Annotated in this window: 26 protein-coding genes; 16 read left to right on the top strand and 10 right to left on the bottom strand. The window is 56.9% G+C overall.

Annotated elements, in window-relative coordinates:
• Positions 1 to 3: 3 nt before the first annotated feature.
• The 6 genes from ACIQT8_RS20175 to ACIQT8_RS20200 all read right to left on the bottom strand — a co-directional run bounded on the left by ACIQT8_RS20175 (position 4) and on the right by ACIQT8_RS20200 (position 4,892).
• Entirely contained in the window at positions 4 to 537 is a 534-nt protein-coding gene (locus ACIQT8_RS20175) for a TRAP transporter small permease subunit (protein ID WP_400968814.1), read from the bottom strand.
• Between the two features lie 77 nt (positions 538 to 614).
• The gene (locus ACIQT8_RS20180) at positions 615 to 1,601 is read right to left on the bottom strand and encodes a TRAP transporter substrate-binding protein (protein WP_400968817.1); all 987 of its coding nucleotides are present in this window, start codon (positions 1,599 to 1,601) and stop codon (positions 615 to 617) included.
• A gap of 381 nt (positions 1,602 to 1,982) precedes the next feature.
• Positions 1,983 to 2,426 carry an SRPBCC family protein gene (locus ACIQT8_RS20185; RefSeq protein WP_400968820.1) on the bottom strand — a complete coding sequence of 148 codons (444 nt, stop codon included), beginning with the start codon at positions 2,424 to 2,426 and terminating at the stop codon, positions 1,983 to 1,985.
• Positions 2,427 to 2,454: 28 nt separating this feature from the next.
• Entirely contained in the window at positions 2,455 to 3,078 is a 624-nt protein-coding gene (locus ACIQT8_RS20190; RefSeq protein ID WP_400968823.1) for a TetR/AcrR family transcriptional regulator, read from the bottom strand.
• Between the two features lie 171 nt (positions 3,079 to 3,249).
• Entirely contained in the window at positions 3,250 to 4,104 is an 855-nt protein-coding gene (locus tag ACIQT8_RS20195) for a D-amino-acid transaminase (protein ID WP_400968826.1), read from the bottom strand.
• Between the two features lie 14 nt (positions 4,105 to 4,118).
• A complete protein-coding gene (locus ACIQT8_RS20200; protein WP_400968829.1) occupies positions 4,119 to 4,892 on the bottom strand; it encodes a LamB/YcsF family protein in 774 nt (257 codons plus the stop codon).
• Between the two features lie 207 nt (positions 4,893 to 5,099).
• On the opposite strand from ACIQT8_RS20200, the gene pxpB reads away from it, so the two are divergent.
• From pxpB to ACIQT8_RS20240, 8 genes are read left to right on the top strand one after another with little or no spacing between them, the layout of a single operon-like run.
• Entirely contained in the window at positions 5,100 to 5,849 is a 750-nt protein-coding gene (pxpB, locus tag ACIQT8_RS20205; RefSeq protein WP_400968832.1) for a 5-oxoprolinase subunit PxpB, read from the top strand.
• Complete coding sequence (locus tag ACIQT8_RS20210) at positions 5,846 to 6,814, top strand: biotin-dependent carboxyltransferase family protein (protein WP_400968835.1); 969 nt, start codon at positions 5,846 to 5,848, stop codon at positions 6,812 to 6,814. Before pxpB ends, ACIQT8_RS20210 begins: the two co-directional genes overlap by 4 nt.
• Positions 6,811 to 7,461 carry a GntR family transcriptional regulator gene (locus ACIQT8_RS20215; protein ID WP_400968838.1) on the top strand — a complete coding sequence of 217 codons (651 nt, stop codon included), beginning with the start codon at positions 6,811 to 6,813 and terminating at the stop codon, positions 7,459 to 7,461. Before ACIQT8_RS20210 ends, ACIQT8_RS20215 begins: the two co-directional genes overlap by 4 nt.
• Positions 7,458 to 8,405 (top strand): NAD(P)-dependent oxidoreductase, encoded by a 948-nt coding sequence (locus ACIQT8_RS20220; protein WP_400968841.1) that lies wholly within the window; start codon positions 7,458 to 7,460, stop codon positions 8,403 to 8,405. Before ACIQT8_RS20215 ends, ACIQT8_RS20220 begins: the two co-directional genes overlap by 4 nt.
• Positions 8,402 to 9,643, top strand: coding sequence for a hydantoinase/carbamoylase family amidase (locus ACIQT8_RS20225; RefSeq protein WP_400968844.1), 1,242 nt, complete (start codon positions 8,402 to 8,404; stop codon positions 9,641 to 9,643). Before ACIQT8_RS20220 ends, ACIQT8_RS20225 begins: the two co-directional genes overlap by 4 nt.
• Before the next feature lie 10 nt (positions 9,644 to 9,653).
• Positions 9,654 to 10,292 (top strand): GntR family transcriptional regulator, encoded by a 639-nt coding sequence (locus tag ACIQT8_RS20230; RefSeq protein WP_262526740.1) that lies wholly within the window; start codon positions 9,654 to 9,656, stop codon positions 10,290 to 10,292.
• A gap of 29 nt (positions 10,293 to 10,321) precedes the next feature.
• Positions 10,322 to 11,497 carry a M24 family metallopeptidase gene (locus ACIQT8_RS20235; protein WP_400968848.1) on the top strand — a complete coding sequence of 392 codons (1,176 nt, stop codon included), beginning with the start codon at positions 10,322 to 10,324 and terminating at the stop codon, positions 11,495 to 11,497.
• A 44-nt stretch (positions 11,498 to 11,541) separates the two neighbouring features.
• Positions 11,542 to 11,955: a VOC family protein gene (locus ACIQT8_RS20240; protein WP_138792883.1), complete on the top strand. Its 414-nt coding sequence runs from the start codon at positions 11,542 to 11,544 to the stop codon at positions 11,953 to 11,955.
• A gap of 66 nt (positions 11,956 to 12,021) precedes the next feature.
• Here ACIQT8_RS20240 and ACIQT8_RS20245 read toward each other — a convergent pair whose 3' ends face one another.
• Complete coding sequence (locus ACIQT8_RS20245; protein ID WP_400968852.1) at positions 12,022 to 12,948, bottom strand: dihydrodipicolinate synthase family protein; 927 nt, start codon at positions 12,946 to 12,948, stop codon at positions 12,022 to 12,024.
• Positions 12,949 to 13,245: 297 nt separating this feature from the next.
• Between ACIQT8_RS20245 and ACIQT8_RS20250 the strand changes: the two genes are divergently transcribed.
• From ACIQT8_RS20250 to ACIQT8_RS20285, 8 genes are all read left to right on the top strand, one after another.
• Entirely contained in the window at positions 13,246 to 14,298 is a 1,053-nt protein-coding gene (locus ACIQT8_RS20250) for an ABC transporter substrate-binding protein (RefSeq protein ID WP_400968855.1), read from the top strand.
• 8 nt (positions 14,299 to 14,306) lie between these two features.
• Positions 14,307 to 15,203: an NAD(P)H-binding protein gene (locus ACIQT8_RS20255; RefSeq protein WP_400968858.1), complete on the top strand. Its 897-nt coding sequence runs from the start codon at positions 14,307 to 14,309 to the stop codon at positions 15,201 to 15,203.
• The gene (locus ACIQT8_RS20260) at positions 15,194 to 16,363 is read left to right on the top strand and encodes an LLM class flavin-dependent oxidoreductase (protein WP_400968861.1); all 1,170 of its coding nucleotides are present in this window, start codon (positions 15,194 to 15,196) and stop codon (positions 16,361 to 16,363) included. The genes ACIQT8_RS20255 and ACIQT8_RS20260 overlap by 10 nt, the downstream gene beginning before the upstream one ends.
• 92 nt (positions 16,364 to 16,455) lie before the next feature.
• A complete protein-coding gene (locus tag ACIQT8_RS20265; RefSeq protein WP_400968864.1) occupies positions 16,456 to 17,661 on the top strand; it encodes a M20 aminoacylase family protein in 1,206 nt (401 codons plus the stop codon).
• A gap of 20 nt (positions 17,662 to 17,681) precedes the next feature.
• Positions 17,682 to 19,277, top strand: coding sequence for an ABC transporter substrate-binding protein (locus ACIQT8_RS20270; RefSeq protein WP_400968867.1), 1,596 nt, complete (start codon positions 17,682 to 17,684; stop codon positions 19,275 to 19,277).
• A gap of 280 nt (positions 19,278 to 19,557) precedes the next feature.
• A complete protein-coding gene (locus tag ACIQT8_RS20275) occupies positions 19,558 to 19,908 on the top strand; it encodes a DUF3088 domain-containing protein (protein ID WP_400969224.1) in 351 nt (116 codons plus the stop codon).
• A gap of 29 nt (positions 19,909 to 19,937) precedes the next feature.
• Positions 19,938 to 21,533 carry an ABC transporter substrate-binding protein gene (locus tag ACIQT8_RS20280; protein ID WP_400968870.1) on the top strand — a complete coding sequence of 532 codons (1,596 nt, stop codon included), beginning with the start codon at positions 19,938 to 19,940 and terminating at the stop codon, positions 21,531 to 21,533.
• 69 nt (positions 21,534 to 21,602) lie between these two features.
• Entirely contained in the window at positions 21,603 to 22,955 is a 1,353-nt protein-coding gene (locus ACIQT8_RS20285) for an LLM class flavin-dependent oxidoreductase (protein WP_138792874.1), read from the top strand.
• Positions 22,956 to 22,970: 15 nt separating this feature from the next.
• Here ACIQT8_RS20285 and ACIQT8_RS20290 read toward each other — a convergent pair whose 3' ends face one another.
• From ACIQT8_RS20290 to ACIQT8_RS20300, 3 genes are read right to left on the bottom strand one after another with little or no spacing between them, the layout of a single operon-like run.
• On the bottom strand, positions 22,971 to 23,945 hold the full coding sequence (locus tag ACIQT8_RS20290) for a LysR substrate-binding domain-containing protein (protein WP_400968874.1): 975 nt from the start codon (positions 23,943 to 23,945) through the stop codon (positions 22,971 to 22,973).
• A gap of 21 nt (positions 23,946 to 23,966) precedes the next feature.
• Positions 23,967 to 25,208 (bottom strand): acyl-CoA dehydrogenase family protein, encoded by a 1,242-nt coding sequence (locus tag ACIQT8_RS20295; RefSeq protein WP_400968877.1) that lies wholly within the window; start codon positions 25,206 to 25,208, stop codon positions 23,967 to 23,969.
• 59 nt (positions 25,209 to 25,267) lie between these two features.
• Entirely contained in the window at positions 25,268 to 26,323 is a 1,056-nt protein-coding gene (locus ACIQT8_RS20300; RefSeq protein ID WP_400968880.1) for an aldo/keto reductase, read from the bottom strand.
• Position 26,324 lies beyond the last annotated feature (1 nt).

Here is a 26,324-nt window from a genome sequence, read left to right on the forward strand (position 1 = left end):
GGTTCATTCCAGTCCTGGGCCGGTTGAAAGGGTCTCACCGCGCAGAAGCCGCAACAATTGGGCTAGCATTTGCAAATTCAGGATGATCGCGCCGGCTGCCAGGGCGACCTGCGGATAAACAAGCGGAATACGAATGACGGACGAGGAGGTCGAGCCGCGCTGAAAGGACAGGAGGGCCATGTCGGTGAGCGCGATGGACAGGGCGATGCAGATAGCGAGACCGACGAGGCAGGCAACGACGTCCAGCCAACGCGCACCGGACGAAGAGAGCATCTCGCCGATTGCTGTTACGCGGACGTGGGAGCCGGATTTCAGAGCGCTTGCACCAGCAAGAAGGAAACTTGCCGCCATCAGATAGGCTGCGACATCCCAGGCGAAGGGCAGCGAATAGCCAACACCGTTCCTGAGAAATATCTCGCAGGCGATGAGAGTGAAGATACCAAGCAGCGAAATGGCTGCGATTGTGTTGCCAACCTCGGTCAGGCGGTCGATCGGGTCAATGATGGCATTGAATGCAGGATTGGGTGGTCTGTGCATGATGCTTCTCCAGAATGCGCAGAATGGGGCGAGCAGCCGGCGGACCGGCTACCCCTTCATGTCCGAGGAGGAGAAACTTAGTTCCGTGCCTTCAGGTAGGCTTCAACGTAAGGTGCGGCATCCGGCACGCGCTTGAGGAAGTCGTCCCATAGCGGTTTGGCCCGTTCGATCAGCGCTGCCTTGAGCTCCGGCGATGGCGACGTGACCGTGATGCCCTTTTCTTTGAGTGTAGCGAGCTTGGTTTCGTCTTCGGCACGGCTCACAAGCCAGAATTCTCCCTCAAGCTGCTTGGAGGCGAGTTCAATGGCTGCCTGATGTTCTGGAGACAATGCATTCCAGGCGTCGAGATTGACGGTGACGATGTTGGATGATGCCTGCCAGTTGAAGGTGCTCATGTCCTTCATGAACTCCCAGAAGGCGCCATCGACACCCGAAGATGACGAGGTAGTGACACCATTGATGGTGCCCGCGGCAAGCGACGGCACGACTTCGCCCCATGGCATCTGGACGGGGAGGGCTCCCAGCGCATGAAAGAAGTTGTGGCCGTTGGAATCGACGACGCGGATTTTCAGCCCGTTGACGTCTTCAATCTTTTCGATGGGTTTGGGTGAGTAAACGGCCTGTCCTGGCCACGGAACCATGTAGAGAAGCTTCTGGTTCATCGAGGTGGCGACTTCCTCGATCTTGGGGCGGAAGAATTTGTGCAACAGGGCAAGGTCGGGCATTGTCGGCGCCAGGTAAGGCAGCGTCTCGACGCCGAGCACGGGTGCCTCGCCCACCTGCTGGCTCATGAGGATGTCTGCTATCGGCACAATGCCGTCGCGTACGGCGGTCATGCCTTCAGGCCCCTTGATGCCGAGCGCACCGCCGGAGTGAACGGTGATGACAACCTCTCCACCAGTTACGGTCTTGACCGTGTCGGCAAATTTCATCGCATTCTTGGTGTGAAAATTACCCTCCGGCCATACGACTGACATATCCCAGGCTGTCTCGGCAAAAGCAGAGGTTGCAAAGCTGGCAAGCATCAGAGCCAACCCGGCAAGAATTGCATTTTTCATCGTCATGAACCCCTTCATTATTGTTTCTGGCTCGCATGTAGCAGGATCGATCTGGCGTCGATTTATTTCGGTACACCAGCCGTGTTCCGAGCGTCTGGACTATATGGTCGTTTTTTGTGCGGCGCAATAAGGTGATGAATATTTGTTCTGCGAGAAAGATTGAGGCCGCATGGAGACGCGGCGGCACGCGTCAGCCGCTTGCGCAGGTGCCGCGTCGAAAATGAAGAAGAATACGGGAAAATACGGGCTTAAGAGGTTTTTCTCAGATAGGGGAGCATGGGCGCTATTGGCAGCTCCTGTCTTTGCAGACACGCCCAAGCAGGCGTAAATAAAGCGCTGGCCGCCTGTAATTTTTCAAGAGGCGGCCAGTAAATAGTCATGGTTGGATTATTGCGTAATGTCTGGTTCGACGAGTTTGGCGAGTTTTCGCAACGATTCCTGCCAACCGAGGTAGCATGCATCAGCAGGTATGATGTCAGGCACGCCTTGTTGCTCGATGTTGACCTCAGTCCCGGACGGAACGGCCTTCAGGCTGATCGTCACTTTCATCTCGCCTGGCAGGTTGGGATCTTCAAAACTGTCGGTGTAGACAAGGCGCTCACCAGGCACGAGTTCGAGATAGGTGCCGCCGAATGCGTGACTTTCGCCCGTGGTGAAGTTCCTGAATGACATCCGGTGCTTGCCCCCCACCTTTGCATCCAGTTCGTGAACCGTGCACGTAAAGCCGAACGGTGGGAGCCAACTGGCGATGGCGTCCGGTTCAATAAATGCACGATAGAGCTTTCCGGGTTTGGTCGAAAAGACGCGATGTAGACGGATGGTGCTTGGCATGATTTCCTCCCATTGGTTTCAAGGTTAGTCAATTTTTATGACCAACTGCCGGTCGGCCGAACAATAGCTCGATATACCGGTAGAGATGGCCGAGGCTTTCGACGGCTTGCTTCGGGTCGCCACTTGCCTTGGCGAGAATGAAAGAGCCCTGGATGGCAGCCTGGATGTGCAAGGCGAGGCTTTCTGCCGTAAATGAACCAATCGCCCGATGTTCAGCCATGGCAGCCTTGATGTCGGTAACGAGTGTGTCTGCATGGCCCGCGATGCTGTTCCAGCAGGCTTGCCGGATCGGCGTACTCGTTTCGTAGACCTCTTGCGCCATCGTGCCGACAAAGCAGGTGAAATCAGGGAGTTCTCCCGCGATCAGATGCTTTCGGAACTCGATATAGGCCAGCAGGCGATCAAGCGGGTCGGCGGCACTGTGATAGGGTGCTGCTTCAAACACTGCTCCCGTGATGTGCGACCAGTGATCTGCTGCGGCAACCGCCATTTCTTCCTTGCTGGAGAAATGATGGAAGAACGCGCCCTTTGACAAGTCGGCTTTTGCGCAGACGTCATCAACCGTTGTCGCGGTGTAGCCCTTGGTTCGGATAACCGAAAAGGCTGCCTCCAGCAGACTTGGTCTCGTCGATGGATTTTGCCTGCGTGCCATCCTCAATCTCCTCTGAAGAAATTAAATACAGACTGGTTGGTATTTAATCAAGATAATTTTCTCCGCTTTCAGTAAAGGTGAGGCGCCCGCGTTTATGGAGGGGGTCACGTACAGGCGATAGCGAGGGCGGCGCTGTCGCGCCGGCCCTCAAGATGATTGTCTGGCGAACGCTCAGATTGCAGAGGCAAGTCTGCTTTCAATGTAGAGATCGCGCAATTTGGCAGCGATCGGGCCGGGTTTACCGTCCGCAATCGTTGTCTCGTCGATTTTGATGACGGATGTGGCAAAATTGGTTGCCGATGTCACAAAGGCTTCCGCCGCTTCCTTCGCTTCTTCCACCGTAAAGGCACGCTCTTCAACCGGAATTCCTGCCTCTACTGCGAGGTCTAGAATACTGGCGCGGGTGATACCATGCAGAAGGGCGGTGGAGAGCTCCCGGGTGACAAGTGTGCCGTCCTTCTTGATGATATGCGCATTTGCAGCACTGCCTTCAGTCACGTAGCCGTCGTCGACAAGCCAGGCGTCGTCGGCGCCGCGAGAAAGCGCTTCCATCTTCGCCATTGACGGGTAAAGCAACTGAACGGTCTTGATGTCGCGTCGTTCCCATCGTCTGTCGGGCACTGTGGCGATGCTTATTCCTGTCGCACTGCGCGGATTGTTCAGAACAGGCTTTGCCTGGGTAAACAGTGTAATTGTTGGTTTGGCGTCGACCGGGAACGCGAAGTCGCGATCAGCAACGCCGCGCGAAATCTGAAGATAGATCAGACCTTCATCGATATTGTTGAGGCGCACGATCTCCCTGTGAACCGCGAGCAAATCATCCGCCGAAAGCGGGTTGGTCAGGCCAAGTTCGGAAAGGGATCGTTGCAGGCGTGCGGAGTGGCCGGCATAGTCGATGAGCTTGCCGCCGATGACGGCAGTGACCTCATAAATGGCGTCGGCGAACAGGAAGCCGCGGTCAAAAATTGAAACCTTTGCCTCGGCCTCGGGAAGCCATTCTCCATTCAGGTAAACTGTACGTGTCAATGCGGATCTCCGGTTCAGATGTTTGGTTTGGCGAAGGGGGCAAATTCCAGCCCGTGCCGTGTTAATGTCGTGCGGAGTGCGCGCGCAGTTTCCGCCGCGCCGCGGGTGTCGCCATGAACGCAGATCGTTGCAGCCTCCACCGGCAGTTTCTTGCCGCCCGTCGTTGGAATAATCCCGTCGCAGACCATCGACAAGACCTGCTCGACGCTTTGCGCCGGATCGTGAATGACGGCGCCTTCGGTCTGTCGCGATGTCAGCATGCCATTATCGTCATAGGTGCGATCGGCGTAGACTTCGCAGGCGACACGCAGACCGGCTTTTTCGGCTGCTTTCATGGTTTCGGAGTAAGGTAGGGTGATAAAGGTCAGCGACGGATCGACAGCCTTGATGGCGCTCACGCAGACATTGGCAAGTTCGGGTTCAATGGCGGCGATGTTGCCCAGCGCACCATGAGTCTTGACGTGCGTCATGGGCCAGGAAAGCGATGTCGCCATGCCCTGCATTGCAGCGATCTGATAAATCAGTTGCGCCTCCACATCGGCGGGGCGTTCGCCGTAGATGCGGCGTCGACCGAAACCGTAAAGATCCATGAATGACGGGTGGGCACCAATCGAGACGCCGCGTGCCTTGGCTGCCAGAATGCTGTCGCGCATCACGACCGGATCTCCGGCATGGAAGCCGCAGGCAATGTTGGCGCTGGTGATCAGGTCCATCATGATCGCATCCTCGCCCATCGTCCAGGCGCCGAAGCTTTCGCCCATGTCGCAGTTCAGATCGATTGTTGCCATCGGTCGGCTCCCCTTATTGTCAGGCGTTTCGCGGTGCGCGCCGCAGACGCGTCAATTCGGACATACAGGTGGTATACTCAAAATTCAAGCGGGCTAGTCTTGTCGTTTCAGATCCAGCTACCGAGCGCTTCACGACAATGCTGTCGTTGACATACTGGTGGTATACTGAAATACATTGATGAAACTAGGATCGTGAATCGAGCGTGCATGACCGGTAAAGAAATACGGATTCGAGAGGCTGACAAGTTTCCGCGCATTCTTGCTTGCGGTGATAGCGCCATATCTGTTGAATTGTCCGACGAGATCGATGAAAGCGTAAGCGCGCGCGTTATTGCTCTTGCTGATGATCTTGCCGAAAATCCCATCGACGGAATTGACGAGCTTGTTCCGACCTACCGATCACTGATGGTAATGTATGATCCTGAAATCGTTCGGGGCCGGATGCTTTCTGGAGCATTGCTGCAGCGTCTGTCCTCGCTGATTGCGGATGCGCGTCCGTCCCGTCAATTCGAAATTCCCGTCGTCTATGGCGGAACCGTCGGTCTTGATCTCGAAGAGTTGGCGGGAATGAAGGGCTTGTCGCCCGACGCCCTTATCCAGATGCACAGCTCTGCCGAGTACCGCGTCTATATGATTGGTTTTGCTCCAGGATTTGCTTATCTCGGCGGCTTGCCGGAGGCCCTGCACACACCGCGCCTTGCGACGCCGCGTCAACGCATCGAGGCGGGTGCCGTTGGTATCGGCGGCAAGCAGGCGAGCGTCAACTCGGTTGCCGGGCCAAGTGGCTGGCGTTTCATCGGCCGTACCCCGCTCAAGCTTTTTGACCCGCAACGGCTTCAACCCTTCCTGTTGAAAGCGGGTGACCGTGTTCGATTTCGTCCTGTCAGCGAGAGCGAGGGGGCCGACCTCGATCGCGCTATCGCCGCAGGTGAAAACATCATGGGGTTGCAGCCATGAATGTGCTCGATATTCATCAGGTCGGGCCGATGGCGACCGTTCAGGATCTAGGGCGGAAAGGGCTGCATCATGCTGGCGTTTCCGGCTGCGGCCCAATGGATACTCCCTCTTTCCGGATTGCCAATGCACTCGTCGGCAATCATGGCAATGCGGCTGCTCTGGAGTTTGCCGGTGTCGGCGGCAGGTTTTCCGTCTCGCAACCTGCACTGTTCTCGGTAACGGGTGGCGATGTCAGCATTCGTCTCGATGGGACGGCCCTGCACCCCTGGGAAAGCCACAGGATGGAGCCGGGGCAGCAATTGCATATCGGTGCTTTGCGCGACTGCGTGTGGGGCTATCTGGCGTTCGCGGGTGGCATAGACCTGCCATCCGTGCTTGGCTCGCTTTCCACACACTTGCGCAGCGGTGTTGGTGGCTTGGACGGCCGCCGGCTGCAGGCAGGAGATCGCCTGTCTCTTCACGAAGCCCATTCCAAAAACGAAATGGCGTTGAGTGGTATGTGGAGACGATCAGTGCGCCCGATCAGAGTCGTTCCGGGTCCACAGGACGACTATTTCTCAGCAGAGACACGCAAGACCTTCACGCAGGCGGACTTCATTGTTTCTGCTGCGCGAGACCGGATGGCACAAATGTTGGATGGACAGAAAATTCATGCCGAGCGTGGCCATGACATCGTTTCCGACGGGACGTCTGCCGGTTCCATTCAGGTTCCGTCATCCGGCCGGCCGATCGTGCTGATGGCGGAGCGGCAAACCACAGGTGGTTATCCGAAGATAGGCACGGTTGCCTCCGTCGATCTCCCGAGGCTTGCGCAGGTTCCAAGCGGCCGCAGCGTGCGGTTCAACTACGTGTCGCAAGATGAGGCGGAGGCGTTGCTGATTTCCGAGCGGGCTGCGTTGCGCAACGTATTGGGGAATCTGGTAACAAAGCCGAACCGGCAAAATGTTCGAGGAGATATGCCATGACGACGCAACCGCTTGCAAAACAAGCCTATGGCAAAATCATCCAGATGATCCTGTCAGGCGCTTTGACGCCGGGCGACGCTTTGCAGGAGGCCAAGCTGGGCGAAGCACTTGAAATGTCTCGCACACCCGTACGCGAGGCAATCAAGCGTATCGAGGCGGAAGGTCTGGTCTCACAGGATGGCCGGTTTCTGAGGGTCCGCCTATTAAGTTCTGAGGAGGTCGAGGAAATCTTCTTTTTACGACAGGTGCTGGAATCCTATTGTGCGCGGCACGCATCCGCGGTCGCTCCAACCATCCTTGATGGTCTGGAGACGCGTATCAGGCACCTGCAGCAGAGCGGCCCGGGTGAGGATGATGAGCAGCGTCAGGTGGATGACGAGTTTCATCGAACGATCGCCCTCTCCACAGGCAGCGAGACAATGGCGGCTATGATCGAGGACTTGCGCCGTCGCACCTGCATGTTTGACCACACGCAGGTTCCAGACCGGTTTCTGAAAAGCTGCGATGAGCATCTAGCCATGATTGCGGCACTGCGTGACGACCGTGGAGATGAGGCCGGCCGGATGATGGCAGACCACATAGTACACGCGCGTGACGCCGTTCTCGCAAAACTGGAGCAATTTCCCGAAAGGACAGACGAGGGATGAAGTGTCTTATTGTCCAACCGGTCCACTCCGACGGTCTGGAGATTTTGAAAGCCGCGGGCGTTGAACCGGTGATATGCCCGAGCCCTGACATGGCCGTGGTGTCGCAGTATATTCAGGGGTGCGATGCCGTTATCACGCGGGACAGAGGTTTGTCGGCGGAAGCGATACAGGCGGCCGATCGGCTGCGGGTTGTCGTGGTGCATGGTGCCGGGCACGATGCGGTTGACAAGGAGGCAGCGACGGCACGAGGAATTCTGGTCTGCAACACACCCGGCGCTAATGCTCGCTCCGTTTCCGAACTGGCACTCGGGCTGGCGCTTGCGGCCGCCCGCCGTATAGCCGCAGCTGATCGTGATGAGCGTGCCGGTCTTTTCGGCTTTCGCGAGCGTGAGACCTTTTCGGAACTGTCTGGAAAAACGGCACTTATCGTTGGTTGGGGCGCCACAGGTGCAGGCCTCGGCAAGATGCTGAAAGCGGCACTGGACATGCGCGTTCTCGTGTATTCGCCACGCGTTGCCGACATCGACGGTTTCGAGCGGGCGCCAACACTCGAGGATGGGTTGCGCCAATGCGATCTGGTGTCGCTTCACACCCCCCTCAGGCAGGAGACCCGCGAATTGATTGGCCAACACGCCCTTTCCATGATCAAGAAAGGGGCCATTTTGATCAACACAGCGCGTGCCGGTCTGGTCGACGAGAACGCGTTGGCTGATGCCGTCGCCGACGGCCGTATCTCAGCTGCGGGGCTGGATGTTTATTCCCACGATGCACCGATTGGTCCTCTTGCTGCCAGCGGACGGGTGATCTTCACACCGCATCTCGGGGGAACCACGCTGGAAGCCTTGAAGCGCGTGGCCATCGGCTCGGCAAGGCATGTTTTGACTGCGCTTTCTGGCGAACGGCCGGCGACGACACTCAATGAACCGGAGCGTTTGCTGGCATGACAGAGGTTTTCATCAAGGACACGATCAACCGGCTCCTAGATCGCATCAACGCGATATCCGAACCGGGACCAGGCTTTACCCGTCCATCCTACAGCGCACTGGAAAGCGCGGCTCATCAGACTGTTGCAGAGGAATGCGAGGCGCTCGGTCTCGAGGTGACACGTGATCCGGCGCTGAACTTGTTTGCGCGTCTGCCGGGCAAGGATCGTACCGCCCCGCCGCTCCATATTGGCTCTCACCTCGACACCGTGCCCATGGGCGGTGCTTTTGACGGACAGGCGGGGGTGGCAGGCGCCGTGGCACTGGCCGCGGCATTCGTCAAAAGCGGTGAAGTTCCGTCAAGCGATATAGTGGTGACGGTGACGCGGGCGGAAGAAAGTGTCTGGTTTCCGGTCTCGTACGTCGGTTCGCGTGCCGCGCTCGGCAGGCTGACCGCACCAGAAATGCAAGCGCTGCGGGCTGATACCGGACGCACACTCGCCGATCACATGGCAGAACTTGGAGGAGATCCGGAGGCTGTCCTGCGGGGGCCTGGCTTGGCGCCGGCGCGGTTTGTTGAGCTGCATATCGAGCAGGGTCCAGTCCTCGATAATGCTAGCGAAGCCTTCGGCATCGTCCACGGCGTGCGTGGCGGTTTGCGTTATCGCAAGGCAACGATTGAGGGCGCCTGGGCGCATTCGGGCGGTGCACCGCGCGAAGCGAGGTCAGATGCGGTGTTTGCGTTTGCCGATCTCGTCGTGGGTATGGACGCGGCTTGGGAGCGTGTCTTGCAGGATGGTCAAGATCTCGCCGTGACCTTCGGCCGGGTCGATGCGGCCAGCAATGAACATGCCTTCGCCAAGGTCCCGGGTCGCCTGGATTTCTGTGTCGATATCCGAAGCGACGACGATAGGGTCCTGGACCGGGTAGATACTGTCCTGCTCAACGAGATCGCGCGCATCGAAAAGGCCCGGGGTGTGCGGTTCATTTTGGGGCCGCAATCTCGCAGCCAGCCAACGAAACTGTCCAGCGGTCTTGCTGCGGAAATTTCCCGTGCGGCAGCAAAAATGAACCTCTCACCACGGACAATGTTGTCCGGTGGTGGCCACGATGCGGCGGCCTTCGCACAGGCTGGCTGGGATTCCGTCATGGTGTTCCTGCGCAATTGGAATGGCAGCCACAATCCGGATGAGGCGATGAACCCGGCCGATCTAGCATTGGCCGTACAGGTTCTTCACCGTGCATGGTCGGGTCTTTGAAGGGGGCGACATGAGTGAAAAGGAAACCTTGGCTCAGCAGGCCTACAAAGATCTCAAACAGCGCATATTGCAAGGAACGTTCAAGGCGGGCGACCTTTTGACAGAGCGAACGCTTGCAGGTGATTCCGGCATTTCCCGCACGCCGCTTAGGGCAGCCATTTCCCGACTTGAAAAAGAGGGGGTTGTCTCCAGATTGGCCAATGGCGCCTTGATGGTTCGGCCTGTCACGCTGGAGCAGCTTCTCGAGATCATCCAGATCCGGAGGCTTCTGGAAGCTGCCGCCGCTGCGCGTGCGGCAGAACGTCCGTTCACGGACGCTTTGAAGACCTCGCGTGTGGTCATGCAGGATTATGCCGACGGCAAGGACACTGCATTCGACAATTTCTGGATGGATGACGACCGGTTTCATGAGGCTGTGGCAGATGCCGCGGGCCTCGCACTTCTTCCCGGGATGTTGAACGAACTGCGCAGCATTGCACGGCGCTGTACCATTACCCGAACCCATGATCGTTTTGCCGATCAGGCCCGCGAGCATATTGCCGTGATCGACGCAATTGAGGAGCGTGACGCCCCCCGGGCCGCCGCTGCCATGGAGGCGCATTTCGACAGTGCCAAGAACCGTTTTCTCGGTTGGCTTTCCCGACCATGAGGCAGATGGCGCAGGACAATCCTGGATCGATGACGACAGTGCATGAATATAAAGGTTTTCAGGGCTGCGAGGCCGCATTTCCTGCGGCGGAGTTTGCTGAGCGGCAGAAACGGGCGCGTGCTGCGATCGACAAGGCCGGATTTGACGCCCTTGTTGTCACGAGCCCTGAGAATATCTATTGGCTGACGGGTCGTCAGACTGCCGGATATTTTGCGTTTCAAGCCTTCATCATGCCGACAAGCGGGCCGCCGGTGCTGCTCGTCCGGCAACTTGAAATGCCCGGTGCCGTCGCCAACACCTGGCTCGACGATATCGTTAGCTATCAGGACGGTGAGGATCCGGCAGAGGTTCTTTCGCGCGTGCTTCGTGGCATTGGTGCAAGTCGTCTGGCGATGGAGCTGGACGGTTGGTTCGTCTCGCCGCGGTTCGCTGCAGACATTGCAAAGAAAGCGGGATTTGCCGCAATCGAGGATGGGTCGGCTGTCTTGCCACCCTTGCGCATCATCAAGTCATCTGCCGAATTGCAGGCTATCCGGACAGCCGCGAAATATGCGGAAAAGGGGTTGATGGCCGGATTGTCGTGTTGCAGCCTCGGATCGGATGAAAATGCCGTTGCGGCAGCGATGCTGGAAGCAGCAACGCTCGCAGGTTCCGAAACGATGGCGATGGAGCCCCTGGTTTCCTCCGGCTATCGCAGCGGACTTCCACACATGACATGGAGGCGGCGAAAGCTCGAAGATGGCGATCCCATTTTCCTCGAACTCGCTGGGAGCCATGCACGTTATCATGCCGCGTTGATGCGCTGTGCGTGGATCGGTAACCCGCCTGACGAGGCGAGGCGGATGATGGATTGCGCCCTGAGGGCGCTGGATGCTGCATTGTCTGTCATGCGTCCAGGCGTCGCGTGCTCCGCACCACACGAGGCGGCGCAAAAGATCATCGATGAGGCCGGCTACAAAGCGGCGTTTCGCAAGCGCATCGGGTACTCCATGGGCATTGCGTTTGCACCTGATTGGGGCGAGGGCGCTCTGCTTAGTCTTTTTTCTGGCGTTGAGCGTTTGATCGAACCCGGAATGGTCTTTCACCTCCCAGCCACATTGCGCAGTTACGGCGTCTGGACCGTTGGCGCATCCGAAACGGTCATCGTGACAGACACTGGCATAGAGCCTCTTTCCAGCCTGCCGCGCGATATGAGCATCCGATAATCCGGTAATCCCGGATTGATTTTACCCTCCAAAGGAAGACAGCCATGCGTTCATTGTTTCATCTTGCCTATCACGTCACCGATCTTGATGCTTCTCGCCGCTTCTATGGTGATGTGCTGGGTTGTGAGGAAGGCCGCTCCACCGACACCTGGGTTGATTTCGATTTCTTTGGTCATCAAATTTCGCTTCATCTCGGAAAGCCATTCGAAGTGACCCGGACCGGCAAGGTTGGGGACCATATGGTGATGATGCCGCATCTTGGCGTCATTTTGCGCCTTGATGACTGGTTTGCTTTGGCAAAACGCCTCGAAGATGCCGGTATTGCCTTTGACATACCGCCTGTCGTGCGGTTCGAAGGAGAACCCGGCGAACAGCGCACGATGTTCTTTTTTGATCCGAGTGGCAATCCGATCGAGGTCAAGGGTTTCAAGGACTTTGACGGCGTATTTGCTCAATGACATGAAGATGGCGGAGATAGGTGGTGTTGAGACATCGCCTATCTCCGCATCCCTCTTTCGTGCCACTCAGGCAAGCTTGGCAAGTCTACGGGTCTGGCGGTCAATCAGCCGGTCAACTTCGTTAGCCGCACGTGGGCTGAGGGCCGCTCCAGGACGACGTTGCGCAGCGGTAGCAATCGCACCACGTTGTGCGAGCACATATTTGCGGATCGCCAGTCCCATGCCCGGTTGTTGTTCGTAGCGCATCAACGGTAGATAGGCATCGAACATATCCTGTGCGGCGTCATGATTGCCCTCGTTGCTGAGCCGCACGACATCGACCATCATCTCCGGGTAGGCGAAACCTGTCATCGCACCGTCAGCGCCGCGTTGCATTTCTTCCGGCAAGAAGACTCCGGCGTTGCCGCAGAGTATCGAGATACGGCGGCGCCCTCTGGCTTCGGCCTCACGCAGATCTGTTATTTTTTGCAGACCCGGCCAGTCTTCGTGTTTCAGCATGACGATGCTGGGGTGGTTTTCAAAAATAACGCCGAGTGTTTTCGAGGATATCTGAACGCCTGTCGATAGCGGAAAGTCCTGCAGGACAATAGGGACTTCAGTCCCGACGGTTTCAACGACATTACGGTAATAGGTAATGATCTGTTCGTCGGTTCGCAGGTTTGATGGCGGCGCTACCATGACGCCCGCTGCCCCCATATCCATAACAGCCTTGGTCAGTTCACCGATAGCAGCCAAACCCGGAGCTGATACGCCGACAACGACCGCTTTGGTTGTTGAACGTTTCAGGGTGCGCCGGGTTATTTCGATTGACTCGGCCTGTGTCAGCTTGGGTGCTTCACCCATCATGCCCAGGATTGTCAGGCCATCGGCACCTTTCTCGTAATAAAAGTCGACCATACGATCGATGCTTTCGTGATCGACAGCGCCGGCTTCGTGAAAGGGCGTTACAGCGATGACGAAGACACCCTTCGTCTCGGTAGAAATCAATGGCACGGTGGTCTCCTTCTGGAACGGACGGGACTTGTGTCTGCAGCAATTTGACTGTTCTGCGCATAAAACATACCAATGGTATACTGAAAATGATCGCGGAAACAATATACAACCGTTCTTTCAGTCCCAGTTGCACGCAGTCACATGCTCCACACGAGAAGCTGAATCGGGATTACAATGCTAAGCGCCATCTATGCGGAACCGAATTCTCCAGTGGGCAATTTAAATAGTACACTTTATCTATAGAAAATATTTTTAAGCCTGTAGCCTATCGCGCATGGTCATCAGTGAGGATATGCCATGGTCGAGGCGGCATTACGCAAAACTCTCCAACCGGAGACAATCTGGTATACACGCTGTCCTGCGCCGACGCCGTTGTCGATCGCAGTTCAACTTGGTTGGGTCGCGGAAAACTTCGCTCACCACGCCATCCATGTCTCCTCAATACGCGATGCGGCAGACCCTTCCATCCGCCAAAGCCATTTCGATCACAGTCTGGAGTGGTCGTTTCGGCAGGGGGGTAGCATTCCACCAATATGGGCGCGATCGGGTGGTCGTCAGACACGCCTGATCGGTCTGACAAGAACAGACGAGTTCCAGGCAGTTATTGCATTGCCCGCGAGCGGTATCCACAATGGCGCGGATTTGAAGGGGCGGCGTGTTGGACTTCCCAGAAGGCCGCACGAGACGATCGATTTTCAGCGCGCGACATCGTTAAAGGGCATTGTCTCAGCACTGACGATTTCCGGGCTGAAAACAAGCGACGTCGAGCTTGTCGACCTCGTCGCAAACGAACCGGTCTTGCTCGGTCCAGATGACGAGCGGTTTCTTGGGCTGAAAAGGCGTTTTCCCTACGGGGAGGAAATTGCAGCTCTGAATCGCGGTGACATCGATGCGTTTTTCGTCAAGGGTGCGGAGGGTATCACTGTCGCCAACCTTATCGGTGCTCTTGTTGTCGTGTCGACGGGATTTCACCCTGACCCGAAAATTCGCATTAACAACGGCACTCCGCGACCACTCACGGTCGACGCGACTTTTGCAAATGAAAGACCGGACCTCGTAAGGGAACTGGTTGCGACGGTGCAGCGGGTCTCCGGCTGGTCGAAAGAAAACCCAGGCGATGCCGTCAGGTTTATCGCGCGTGAAATTGGCGTAAGCGAGGATGCGGTGCTCGCCGCCAATGGTCCGAATGTCAGTCAAAACCTTGGCCTCACTCTCGATCCGGCAGAGGTAGAAGCGATCGCGCACTTCAAGGACTTCCTGTTGGAGTGGCACTTCATACCTGCGGATTTTGATGTTCTTGATTGGGTTGATGCGCGCCCCTTGGCGGCACATCAGCCCCGCGACTTGTGAGGTCGGACATGGCTCGGAGAATTCTCGTCACTGGAGCGACAGGCAAACTCGGAAAACGTGTCGTTGAGCGCCTTCTAAAAAGGAATTCCGAGGTGCGCATTCTGACGCGCAGACCAGAGGAGGCGCGTCGCTTGTGGGGCGATGCTGTGGAGGTCGCTCAAGGTGACTTTGCGGATCCATTCAGCTTGAAAGAGGCATTGGTTGATATCGATGCACTCTTTCTGCTGTCGCCGATAAGCGAAGCGCTGGCATCACATCAAAACGCGGCAGTTGATGCGGCAGCTTTCGCCGGGATCGGGCGTATCGTCAAGATCTCCGGTTCGGACTGGACGATACGAAATGCAGACCGCTCGGTTTCTGGATCGGCTCACGCCTTGGTGGAAGCCTATCTGACTGAGAGCGGGGTCGCGCACACGATCCTGAGACCCAATGCGTGGATGCAGGTCGCACTTGAGCCCACAATCGCGGCAATTCTCAGCCGGGAGGATTTGCCTGACCGTTACTCCGGTGCCGCCGTCTCTTACATCGACGTGGATGATATCGCGGATGTTTCCGTTGCGGCATTGACGAAAGAGACACCGTTGAACGGTGCCTTTGTCCTGACGGGTGGCAAAGCGCTGACAGCACTCGAAATCGGGCGGATCGCCGCGCGTATTCTGCATCGCCCGATCGGCGTGTCTCAGACCGTTCGCACCCCGCTGCCATTACATCCTGGCGCCTTTGAGCAAAAGGCGGTTGGTGAGTTCGGCGTGCTGATCGCGGAAGGTTTGGCGTCCTCGTTGAGTGATGACGTTCGTCGGATCACCGGCCGCGAACCACGCACCGTGGACGCTTACCTCAGCGCGCGCCTGGCAGGCGCCGACATTCCTACACATAATCCGAAGGGAGAAAAATCATGGCACTGACAGCGCCGGTCAGCGATACACTCGAATTGAAGGCACCGTTCGATTTTGAGGAAAGCCCGTTAAGCCGTGCTGCACAACAGCCGTTGATGCTCGGGCTCTTTCTCAATTTGCAGGATATCAACTTTTCCAGCCTGCCAACGAGCAATAGCTGGACATTCGATTACAATGTCGAGCTGGTCAAACGCGCTGAGGAGCTGGGTTTTGAAATCGCCTTCAGTCGCACACAATGGCTGCCGAAGGGCGGCTATGACGGTGACTCCTCGCTCGACAGTTTTATCGCGCTTGCTGCTATGGCGGCGGTTACGAAAAGCATCCTGCTAATTTCGACCATCCACGTCCTTTATGGCCCCTTGCATCCCCTCCATCTCGCCAAATACGGAGCGACACTGGATCACATCGCCAATGGTCGCTGGGGCATTAATATCGTCACCGGGCACCGGGCCATCGAGCATGAGATGTTTGGCTGGCAAAGGATCGAACACGACAAACGTTACGACATGGCGGGTGAACTGTTTGATGTGCTGCACCGATTGTGGGGTGAAACCGAAAACTACTCCTACGAAGGAAAGCTCAATCCCTGGGCGGTCAACAACGGCTGGATCACACCAAAGCCGTCCTTTGGTCGTCCACCTCTGGTAACTGCGACGGGTTCGCCTGCCGGGATTGACTTTGCCGCACGCCATTCCGACCTGGTTTTCGTGACATCGCCTGGTGGCGCACACATCGAGAGTGCATTGGAAACACTCCCGGCCCATGTCGCCAATGTTAAAAACCGCGCAATCGCACATGGCCGTCAGGTCAAGACACTCATCAATCCGATAATCGTCAGCCGTGATACTGAAGCTGAAGCCTTTGCGTATGCTGACGCCATCGAGGCAGGAAAGCCACAGCCGGGCACACGTGCTTTTGCTACCAACAATTATGAGAGCGATGCGCATGCCTGGCGGGGACGTGGCGATGCGCGCCACAAGCAGGGACGCAATCTCGGCGGCAATATCGAGATTATCGGTTCGCCTGAACAGGTCGTTGAACAGTTGATTGGCCTCAAGAAAGCGGGGATCGACGGCGTTCAGCTCAATTTCTACGATTTCCGGGAAGACCTCGAATATTTTGCCGACCGGATCCTGCCACTGATGAAAGAGGCCGGCTTAAGGCTCTGACGCCTTCGCCACCTCTGTTTCACCATCAAACGTCCCTGATCGCTCGCCACCCTCCGGTAGCGGCAGGGAATTCTATTGCCAAAGGATATGCCGTGAACATCGCCGTAGACCCCACAAACACCCCAGCACCGAAAGTCATCGACAGGATTGTTACCTACATTCCCGAACTGGTGTCGATCCGTCACGATCTGCATCAGCACCCGGAAATCGGCTTTGAAGAGGTTCGAACCTCCGGGATCGTCGCCGAGAAACTTGCGTCCTGGGGTATCGAGGTGCATCGCGGATATGGCAAGACAGGCGTGGTCGGTATCTTGCGTGGAAAACATGCGGGTAATCGCTCGATTGGTCTGCGCGCCGACATGGATGCCCTGCCGATGCCGGAGGAGACGGGTTTGCCCTATGCCTCGATCTACCCCGGCAAATTTCATGGCTGCGGTCACGATGCGCACACGACGATCCTTTTGGGGGCTGCGCGTTATCTGGCCGAAACTCGCGATTTCGCCGGCACCGTCGTTTTCATCTTCCAGCCTGCGGAAGAAGGTCTTGGCGGTGCGCGTGCCATGATCGCCGATGGGTTGTTCAAAGACTTTCCCGTCGATGAGATTTATGGACTGCATAACTCCTCACATGCCGCGCCCAACCACCTCAAAGTCTCTCCCGGCACAATTCTCGCTGGTGCTGACTTCTTCGATATCAGGCTGAAGGGCAAAGGTGCACATGCCGCACATCCGGATGTTTCCCATGACCCGGTACCGGCAATCGGCGAACTCATCCAGTCATTGCAAACGATCGTGAGCCGAAACGTTTCGCCGATTGATCCAGCGGTCCTGTCGATCACACGAATCGAGGCCGGTTCGGCCTACAACGTCATACCCGAAACGGCGTCGATTGCCGGAACGGTGAGGGCGTTTTCCGATCAAGTTCGCGCGACGATCCGCGAGCGGATCGCAACGATTTCGGAGCATGTTGCTGCTGCCCACGGCCTGACAGCGGATGTCGATATCAGAGACATTTTCTCGGTTCTCACCAACGACGACGCGTCTGTCGATATCGTTGCGGAGGTCGCACGCGATGTCCTGGGCGACGCGCGGGTTTCGACCGAGCCCGGTCGCTTCATGGGCAGCGAGGACTTCGCAGACTTCCTGAAGCACGCTCCTGGTGCCTTTTTCACGCTTGGTCATGCGGGCAACGTTCCTGCGCATAACCCAGGTTTCATTGTCGACGACGCGATCTTGCCGGTGGGGGCCACATTGTTTGCGCGTCTGATCGAGCAGCGCCTCACGGCGGTTCCGGCATAAAACACGAAGAGGAAACAATCATGGATTTGACAAGACGTAAGACATTGCTTTTGACAGCCGCATTTGGTGGGGCCGCATTGCTCCCATCCGTGTCGTTTGCAGCCTCTGAGGAGCCGACAACGGGCGGCATTGTGACCTTTGCCGGTCTTGGTGAACCAACGACGCTCGTACCGCTCTCCGACAGCAATACGCGGACCAGAGCGATTTCAACAAAGATCCTGGAAGGTCTGGTGCGCTTTGACAGCGAGTTCAAACCGCATCCGGTCCTGGCAGAAAGCTGGGAAATCTCTGCCGACGGTCTGCGTCATACATTCCGTTTGCGTAAAGGCGTGAAATGGCATGACGGCAATGATTTCACCGCGACGGATGTGAAGTTCTCCTTGCTTGCCTTCAAGAAGGTTGGCCCTCGCGGGCGCATCACATTCGCCAATATTGCCGATGTGGAAACACCTGAACCCCATATTGCGGTGGTCGTATTGTCAAAGCCCGCGCCTTATCTTTTGAGGGCACTGACGGGCGGTGAGACGCCGATCCTGCCAGCACACGCATATCCGTCGGAAAACTTCAACGAAAGCCCGAATGGCAACGCCCCGATCGGTACCGGTCCCTTCGTCTTCGAGGAATGGAAACGCGGTAGCTACGTCAAATTGAAGCGTAACCCCAACTATTGGCAGGCAGGACTGCCGTATCTCGACGGGTTTGTCGCGCGCTTTTTTGCCGATGCGGCATCTGCGACGATTGCCGTCGAAACCGGTGAAGCGGATTACGCGGCGGACGTGTCTTACGGCGATCTGGAGCGGTTGCGGCAAAACCCCAAACTCGCCGTCGAAGTTTATACCGATGCCTATCTGAACAATGCCGAAGTCTTCGAATTCAATCTCGAAAATCCGGTTCTGGCCAAGAAAGAGGTGCGCCACGCGCTGGCGCACGCGATCGATCGTGATTTTATCAATGACGCAATCTTTTTTGGAACGGCAAAACCGGCAGGCTCGAACATCCCCAAAGTGTTCACTGCCTATAATGATGAGGCGCCTTTCAACTATCCCTTCGACCTTGCAAAATCGAATGCGCTGCTCGATCAGGCTGGATTCCCGAAGGGTGCTGATGGTACGCGATTTACATTGAGGCTTGCATTCCTGCCATCGGATGCCTTCCGCAAAACTGCCGATTACCTGCGTTCGTCTTTCGGCAAGATAGGAGTGAAGGTGGAGATCCTTGAAGGCGATCTCGCGACATTCATTAAGCGGGTCTATACTGAGCGCGGCTTCGACATAAACGTAAACGGGATCAGCCGCCTGTTTGACCCGACGGCCGGGGTCCAGCGCCTCTACTGGTCGGACGGGATCAAGAACCCGGCTCCTTACGTCAACGCAGCGCATTACAACAACCCTAGGGTCGATGACCTTTTCCGTGCGGCGGCCGTTGAGGTGGACGAGACAAAGCGCGCGGCGCAATTTAAGGAGATCCAAACGATCACCGGTGATGATTTGCCGAACTTCTCCATTGTCGCACTACCGACGGTCATCTTGCGAAATGCCAGCCTGCAATCGCTTGTGAGCACCATCGATATCGCCTACGGCGACCTCGCCAACGCCTGGAAACAGCCCCAAAGCTGAGGTCTTAGGCCTCTTTCCCAAGAACCCGGCGTTTTCGCCGGTTTTTTTTATGCCTCAGCCCAATTGACGACGGATTTCGGCATTCGCGTCCCTTTGAAATTTCCGGCAATCGCATTGCTTGATCGAGAGCGGTACCGAAATAAATTCGCATCGGAAAATTCTTCTGAAGAAAGCCGTTTCTGGGTGGTTGGTTCGCAAATTTATTCTTCTTTTCGAGGCAAGAATACGTTTCTGGACGCTCTCCCAACCTCCCGGCACTCTCGCTCCATCGCAGTTAGCAATGATGGATGGCATGGCCAAAGATACACTTTTTCTGATTTCTCCCGGTTTCGAAGATCCCAAACAACTAGGTGTCCGGTTTGTCTGCCCGCATTGCAATCAGGTTGAAGGATTGATCGCTTCGTTCCCTGAAATTGCTGCTTCGCTGGATATCCAGCGGGTCGATTTCCAAAGGCCACGGGCTGCTGTCATTGCCGAGGTCGGGGAGGACAATCAGTCGTTGCCACTCCTGATCTTGGGCGAAAATCCCCCGGATGATGCCGCCGCGTATGGAGACAGACGCTTTGTGCGGGACACCAAACGCATTCTCGATTTGCTGGCTGATCGCCACGGATTTCCGCGCCTCCACTGAAGGACGGCCCCATTTTTTCGGAGACAAAGATGAACCTTTCCAGACGTCAGTTTCACAAGATTGCGCTTGCTGCCGGCGCTATCGTCTCACTTCCCGGCGGTGCTTTTGCAGCAGCGGAAGAGCCAGTTTTCGGTGGGACGCTGAAGATTGTTTATTTCCCCGAGCCGACGCAGCTTGTCGCGATCAACACCAGTGCGGGGGGGCCACAATTTATTGGCTCGAAGATTTACGATGGGCTTCTCACCTACGACTACGACCTTTCTCCAAAGCCAAGTCTGGCAAAGGAGTGGTCGGTTTCTGCAGACGGACTGGAATACGTCTTTCATTTGCAGCCTGGGGCAAAATTCCATGACGGAAAGCCGCTAACTTCTGCAGACGTCGCGTTCTCTATCCTGCGCCTAAAGGAGGCACATCCCCGCGGCCGCGCAACCTTTTCACAGGTAGAGAGTGTCGATTCATCAGACCCGCTGGTTGCGCGTATCAAGCTTGCGAAGCCTGCACCGGGGCTCATCACAGCGCTCGCAGCATCGGAATCGCCAATTGTGCCGAAGCACATCTTCGAAACGTTCAAGCCGACAGATAATCCGAAGCCGGATCAAATCATAGGCAGTGGACCGTTCGTTTTGAAGGAATGGGTGCCAGGCAGCCATATCCTGCTAGAACGGAATGCGGACTATTGGGATGCGCCGCGTCCCTATCTGGAACGAGTTATCATCCGTCTGATCAACGATGCAGGTTCGCGTGCCGCAGCGCTTGAGACAGGAGAGGGCGATGTTGGCCCAAACCCAGTCGCGCTTGCTGACCTCGAGCGACTGAAATCAGTTCCAAACCTTAAGGTCGATGACCGCATCTATGCCTATGCGGGCCAACAGAACCAGCTCGTCATCAATCTCGAAAACGAGATATTGAAAAACCTCAAGGTGCGGCAGGCAATCGCACATGCGATCGATGTTCCCGCGCTCATCGATGTGGTGCTTTACGGATATGCTGTTCCGTCTCCAACGCCGATCAGTCCCGGTTTGCCGAAATTTCACAATCCCGATATCGGCTTTGCGAAGTTCGACACCGCGCTTTCCGAGAAACTCCTGGATGAGGCGGGTTTTCCACGCAAGGAAAACGGCAAGCGTTTCAAGTTGCGTGTGACGACGAACCCATTCAACCCTCAGACCTATTCGGATTTCATAGCCCAGGCTCTCGCCAAGATCGGCATCGAAGCCGAAATCCAGAAGTTCGATTTCGGAACCTATGTGAAGGTGGTCTATACTGATCGGGCGTGGGACTTGTCGGTCGAGTCGCTTTCGAACACCTTCGATCCGACTGCCGGCGTGCAGCGTGTTTACTGGAGCAAGAACTTCAAGATCGGACTGCCGTTCTCCAATGCCAGCCACTACGAGAACCCGGAGGTAGACCGGTTGTTGGAGGCTGCATCTGTGGAGCCCGATATCGAGAAGCGCGCGACCTTTTTCAAGGAATTCCAAGCCATCGTTGCAAAGGATCTGCCGGTCATCAACCTCGTATCTCCTGTTCAGCCGGTGGTCGGAAACGTCAAGGTCAAGGACTACGCCGTTGGTGCAGAGGGCTTAAGCGGCAATCTCGCCAAAGCCTGGCTCGCAAAAGAAGCCTGATGACTGCGGCGCGTCGGATTGTCCGGACGCGCCACATTTTTCCGCAAACGGCAAAAGGATGAGGATCTCATGGCAAGATCGTCCGAAAAACTCGTACTCAACGCATTTGTTTATCCCGGCGGCCATCATGAGGCTGCGTGGCGGCATCCGCAGTCCGAACCGCATCGCGTCACCGATATCCGGCTTTATCAGGATATCGCAAGGCGTGCTGAAGCGGCAAAGCTCGATGCGATATTCTTTGCCGATGCGCCAGTTCTCGACGGGAATATCAGATACTCCGCGAAACACCGGCTGGAGCCAATCACTATGCTGGCCGCCCTTTCGGCTGTCACGGAGAAGATCGGGTTTATCGCAACCGCGTCCACGACCTATTATGAGCCCTATAACCTTGCGCGCCTGTTTGCATCCGTCGATCACATCAGTGGCGGTCGTGTCGGCTGGAACATCGTGACCACGTCAGTGGATGCGGCCGCCGCAAACTTTAACCTTGAAAAACACCCGTCGCATGCGGATCGATATCGACAGGCGAGCGAGTTCGTTGATGTCGTAACCAAGCTATGGGACAGTTGGGAAGACGACGCTATTGTTGCCGACAAAGAAAGCGGGCTTTTCGCCGATACCGATCGTATTCACCCCGCCAATCACGAAGGCGAGTTCTATCGTGTCCAGGGTGCGCTGAATGTGTCGCGTTCGCCGCAGGGTCGGCCAGTCTATGTACAGGCTGGCTCCTCCGATGACGGGCGCGGGTTTGCCGCCCAATATGCCGAAGCGATCTTCACCGCGCATCAGACAATTGAAAGCGCAAAGGCATTCTATTCGGATATCAAGAAGAGGGTTGCGAGTGCTGGTCGCAATCCGGCCCATGTGAAGGTCCTGCCGGGGATCAGTCCTTTTATTGCCGGTACGGAAACAGATGCGAAAAAGCTCGAAGCCGAGTTCAACGATCTCATCCAGCCCGCTTTTTCGCTGACACAACTGACCAGGATCACAGGTATCGATCTTGGTGATGCCGATCTCGACAAGCCACTACCAAGCGAGGCTGTAGAAGCGACGAGAGCCCGTGCAGACAGCAGCCGGCATCAACTGGTGCTTGATGTGATCGATCGTGAAAACCCGACCATTCGGCAACTGCTCCACCGGCTTGCTGGCGGTCGCGGCCACAAGGTCATTGCAGGAACCCCAGAACAGGTCGCCGACTGGATCGAGACCTGGTTCCGGGAAGGAGCTGCCGATGGCTTCAATATCATGCCGCCGTGGCTCACGGGCGGATTTGATATCTTCATTGATGAGGTTGTGCCACTTCTGAGAAAGCGTGGACTGTTTCGCGCCGACTATTCCGGTGACACGCTTCGCGACCACTATGGCCTGCCACGGCCGCAGAACATCCACACCATCAATGAAACAAGCAGAATTCGCGCCTGAAGTGGGACGGGCGCGTCAGGCGGCGGTGGCAAAAGAGGGGACATCCTCGCGCAGCATAGCGATGAGTGAGGTTATTTCTGGCTGCCGCCGCCTCTCATGGCTTGCGATGAGATGATAACGATTGACCGTAGGCTGTGGCGTGCCGAATGGAGAAACTAGGCGGCCCGTCTTCAGGTCTCCGGCCACAAGAGAATATCGTACAAGCGCAATGCCATGGCCAGCAGCGGCTGCTTCAATGAGAACCTGCGGGTGGGTAAAGCGCGGACCCGTCGTGGGTATGCGGGAATGGATGCCGTTAGCGCGCAACCAATGTGGCCATTCAAATACAGGATCGGGGTCGGCGCCGTGCAGTATCGGAATAGAATTGCGCTTTAGTCTTTCGGGCTCACCGGCTAGCTGGTGGCGCAATGCGAAATCCGCAGCACAGATCGCAATGACCGCATCATCGAAAAGCGGCTCATAGGTGAAGCCCGGGATACGTTCATCGCTTGCGACGATGGCACAGTCGACATCATCAAGTTGCTGCAGGCCAAGCGGCCCGTTCACGGTTGTTTCAACCGAGAGCTCAACATCGCCCAGAGCTTCGCTGATGTTGCCAAGCCGAGGTGCAAGCCAGCGTGCCGCCAAGGACGGACAGACGAGCATACGAAGCCTTGGTCTGGAGCCCGAACGCAACAGATCGGAAATGCTGTCGATCATTGTGTCGAAAGCGTTTGCCAGGCCAGGATAAAGAGCAGCCCCTGCATCTGTCAGCCTGAGTTCTCCACGCTGGCGGTTGAACAGGGACTGGCCGAGGTGGCCTTCGAGGATGCGGACCTGTTGCCCAATTGCGGTCGTCGATACATGCAGCTCATCGGCGGCGCGCGCGAAGCTCGCATGTCTGGCGGCGACGACAAAGGCTCGCAAAGCTGTCAGCGGCGGCAATCGGGAAAGGGTTGGCAGCCGCAGAGCTGCGACTGTGTTGGAGGAGGAGGCGAGTTCTGTTGGCATGGGCTTTACTCTTCGCCGGCGTCAGAAAACCCGGCCTTCCCTAAGATGCGTTGTGGTGCCGTTCAGAAAGTAATCTCCAACCACGCGCGCCTTGTGCAGCAGCGGATTGTGATTGTAGACGGTGCGGATATTTCGCCAGTGCCGGTCGAAGTTCCGTTCCGCCGAGGTTGCCGAGCCGCCGCCAAGTTCAAATAGGCTTGTCGCCACGTTCAGGGAAATCTGGGAGGCAATAATCTGCGTGCGCGCCGTTGCAAGTGAGCCTTCCAGCAATGCGGCTTCGATTGCCTCTTCGTCGCCTGCGGCAAACGCGGCAGCTGTCTTGTCGAGTGTTCGTGCAGCTTCCCGAATGAGTGTTTTGACGGCAAAAGCGCCAGCACTCAGTTCACCGACAGTTTTTTGAACGAACGGGTCCTGGCTGGCAATCTCGGCTGAGCTGTGAAGGGTAGTGCGAGCCTGCTTGAGAACGTAATCAATGCCATCATTGACCGCGCCTTGAACAGCACCGGTTGCCGATGCGGCCAGATGAAGCTGACGCAGGGCAGATGAGTGACGCCCGACCTGGCTGGAAAGCCGCCGTGTCGTAAGTTCGTGCGGTAGTACCTCCACATTATCGAGGCGAACGCCACCACTTGCAGTCATCCTCTGGCCCATGCTGTCCCAGTCGTCCAGGATTGTGATGCCCTCGCGGTCTAGGGGTATCAAGACACCAATCGGGTCGCCCTGTTCATCGACAGCACTGAAGGTGCCGAAGTCTGCAAACGCTGTGCCGGTCGCGTACCACTTCCTGCCATTCAGCCTGTAGCGATCGCCATCGGTACTCAGTTGTGTGGTGATTTCCCCCGGTCGTTTGGTGCCCTGTTCCGTGCTTGCCCCCGCGAAAAGCTTGCCTGCCAGAACGTTTTCGAGGTGCCGGCGATCTTCGAGTTCGACGGGAGTGAGGGCGAGATGTTCAGTGAAGTTGAAATGGCTGCGAAGCGCATGAGGAATATTGCTGTCCGCCTCCCCAAGGATCATCAGTACCTCAATGTAGTCGGAGATAGATCCGCCGGGTCCGCCTTTGGCTTCCGGGATACGTAGAGTTCCGAGTTTTGCGTCCTTGATCAGCTTGAAAACATCGAACGGCAGAACCCGCTCCCGTTCACGCAATGCAGCATTCTTGGCCGCGTAATCAGCGATTTCCTTCGCCCTCTCCAGGATTTCGTCGCGGCTCGGCACCTCGGAGGGGGAAGCAGGGCCGGTCGTCACTATATTGGTCTTGGACATCGCGCTATTCCTTGAAAAATGGGAAAGCCTGCGGCACGTTTCCTGCCGCAGGCCTGTTGTCACGCGACGGCGCGGGGCTTTACAGCCGGGCGTGTCACGGGTGCCAGATTGCGCGGAGCGCGACCTTCAACCGGGTGACTTGGATCGTTAAAGCCGGGTGTCGAGGGGTGACCAGTCGTGACCAGGCTGTCGACCAGTGCCTCATCGTCGGCATCGATCGTGACGTCGAGGGCGCGAACGTAATTGTCCCAATGTTCCTCGGTGCGGGGGCCCGTGATGGCGGCGGTGACGAACTTGTTGTTCAGCACCCATGCAAGCGCGAAGTCCGCCGCGGAGACGCCCTTGGCGGCGGCATGCGCTGCAACCTTCTGGGCGATTTCAACAGATTCTGGACGCCATTCCGTTTCCAGGACGCGCTTGTCGCCACGGCCAACACGTGTGTCGGCGCCAGGCTCCTGACCAGGCTGGTATTTGCCGGTCAGAACGCCACGCGCCAGTGGCGAGTAGGAAACGACGCCGAGACCATAATGATGGGCGGCCGGCAGTTGCTCGGCTTCCGCCGTGCGGTTGACGATGTTGTAAAGCGGCTGGCTGGCGACAGGGCGATCGATGCCAAGCTGATCTGCGAGGTGCGATATTTCCGCGATACGCCAGCCACGGAAATTCGAAACACCGAAGTAGCGCAACTTGCCGGCGCGGATCAGGTCGGCGATGGCACGAACCGGCTCTTCCAGCGGAGCATCGAATACGGCGCGGTGGAAATAGAGGATATCGATGTAATCGGTATTGAGACGCCGCAGGGAGTTCTCAACTGTTTCGATGACCCATTTACGCGAATGGCCGCCAAGGTTCGGGCCCTTGGTGTGCGAGTTGACGAATTTCGTCGCCAGCACCCAATGATCGCGATGTGCCTTGATGCCACGGCCCACAACTTCCTCGGACTTTCCGTCGTGATAGACATCCGCCGTGTCGATGAAGTTGATGCCTTGTTCACGGGCTTTGTCGATGATCCGGAATGCAGTCTCGTCCGGTGTCGGGCCGCCAAACATCATGGTGCCTAAGCTCAGCGGTGAAACTTTCAGCGCGCTGCGCCCGAGATAACGATAGTCGACCATT

Source organism: Agrobacterium sp. NPDC090273, from assembly GCF_044772305.1.
Taxonomy (GTDB): Bacteria; Pseudomonadota; Alphaproteobacteria; order Rhizobiales; family Rhizobiaceae; genus Agrobacterium.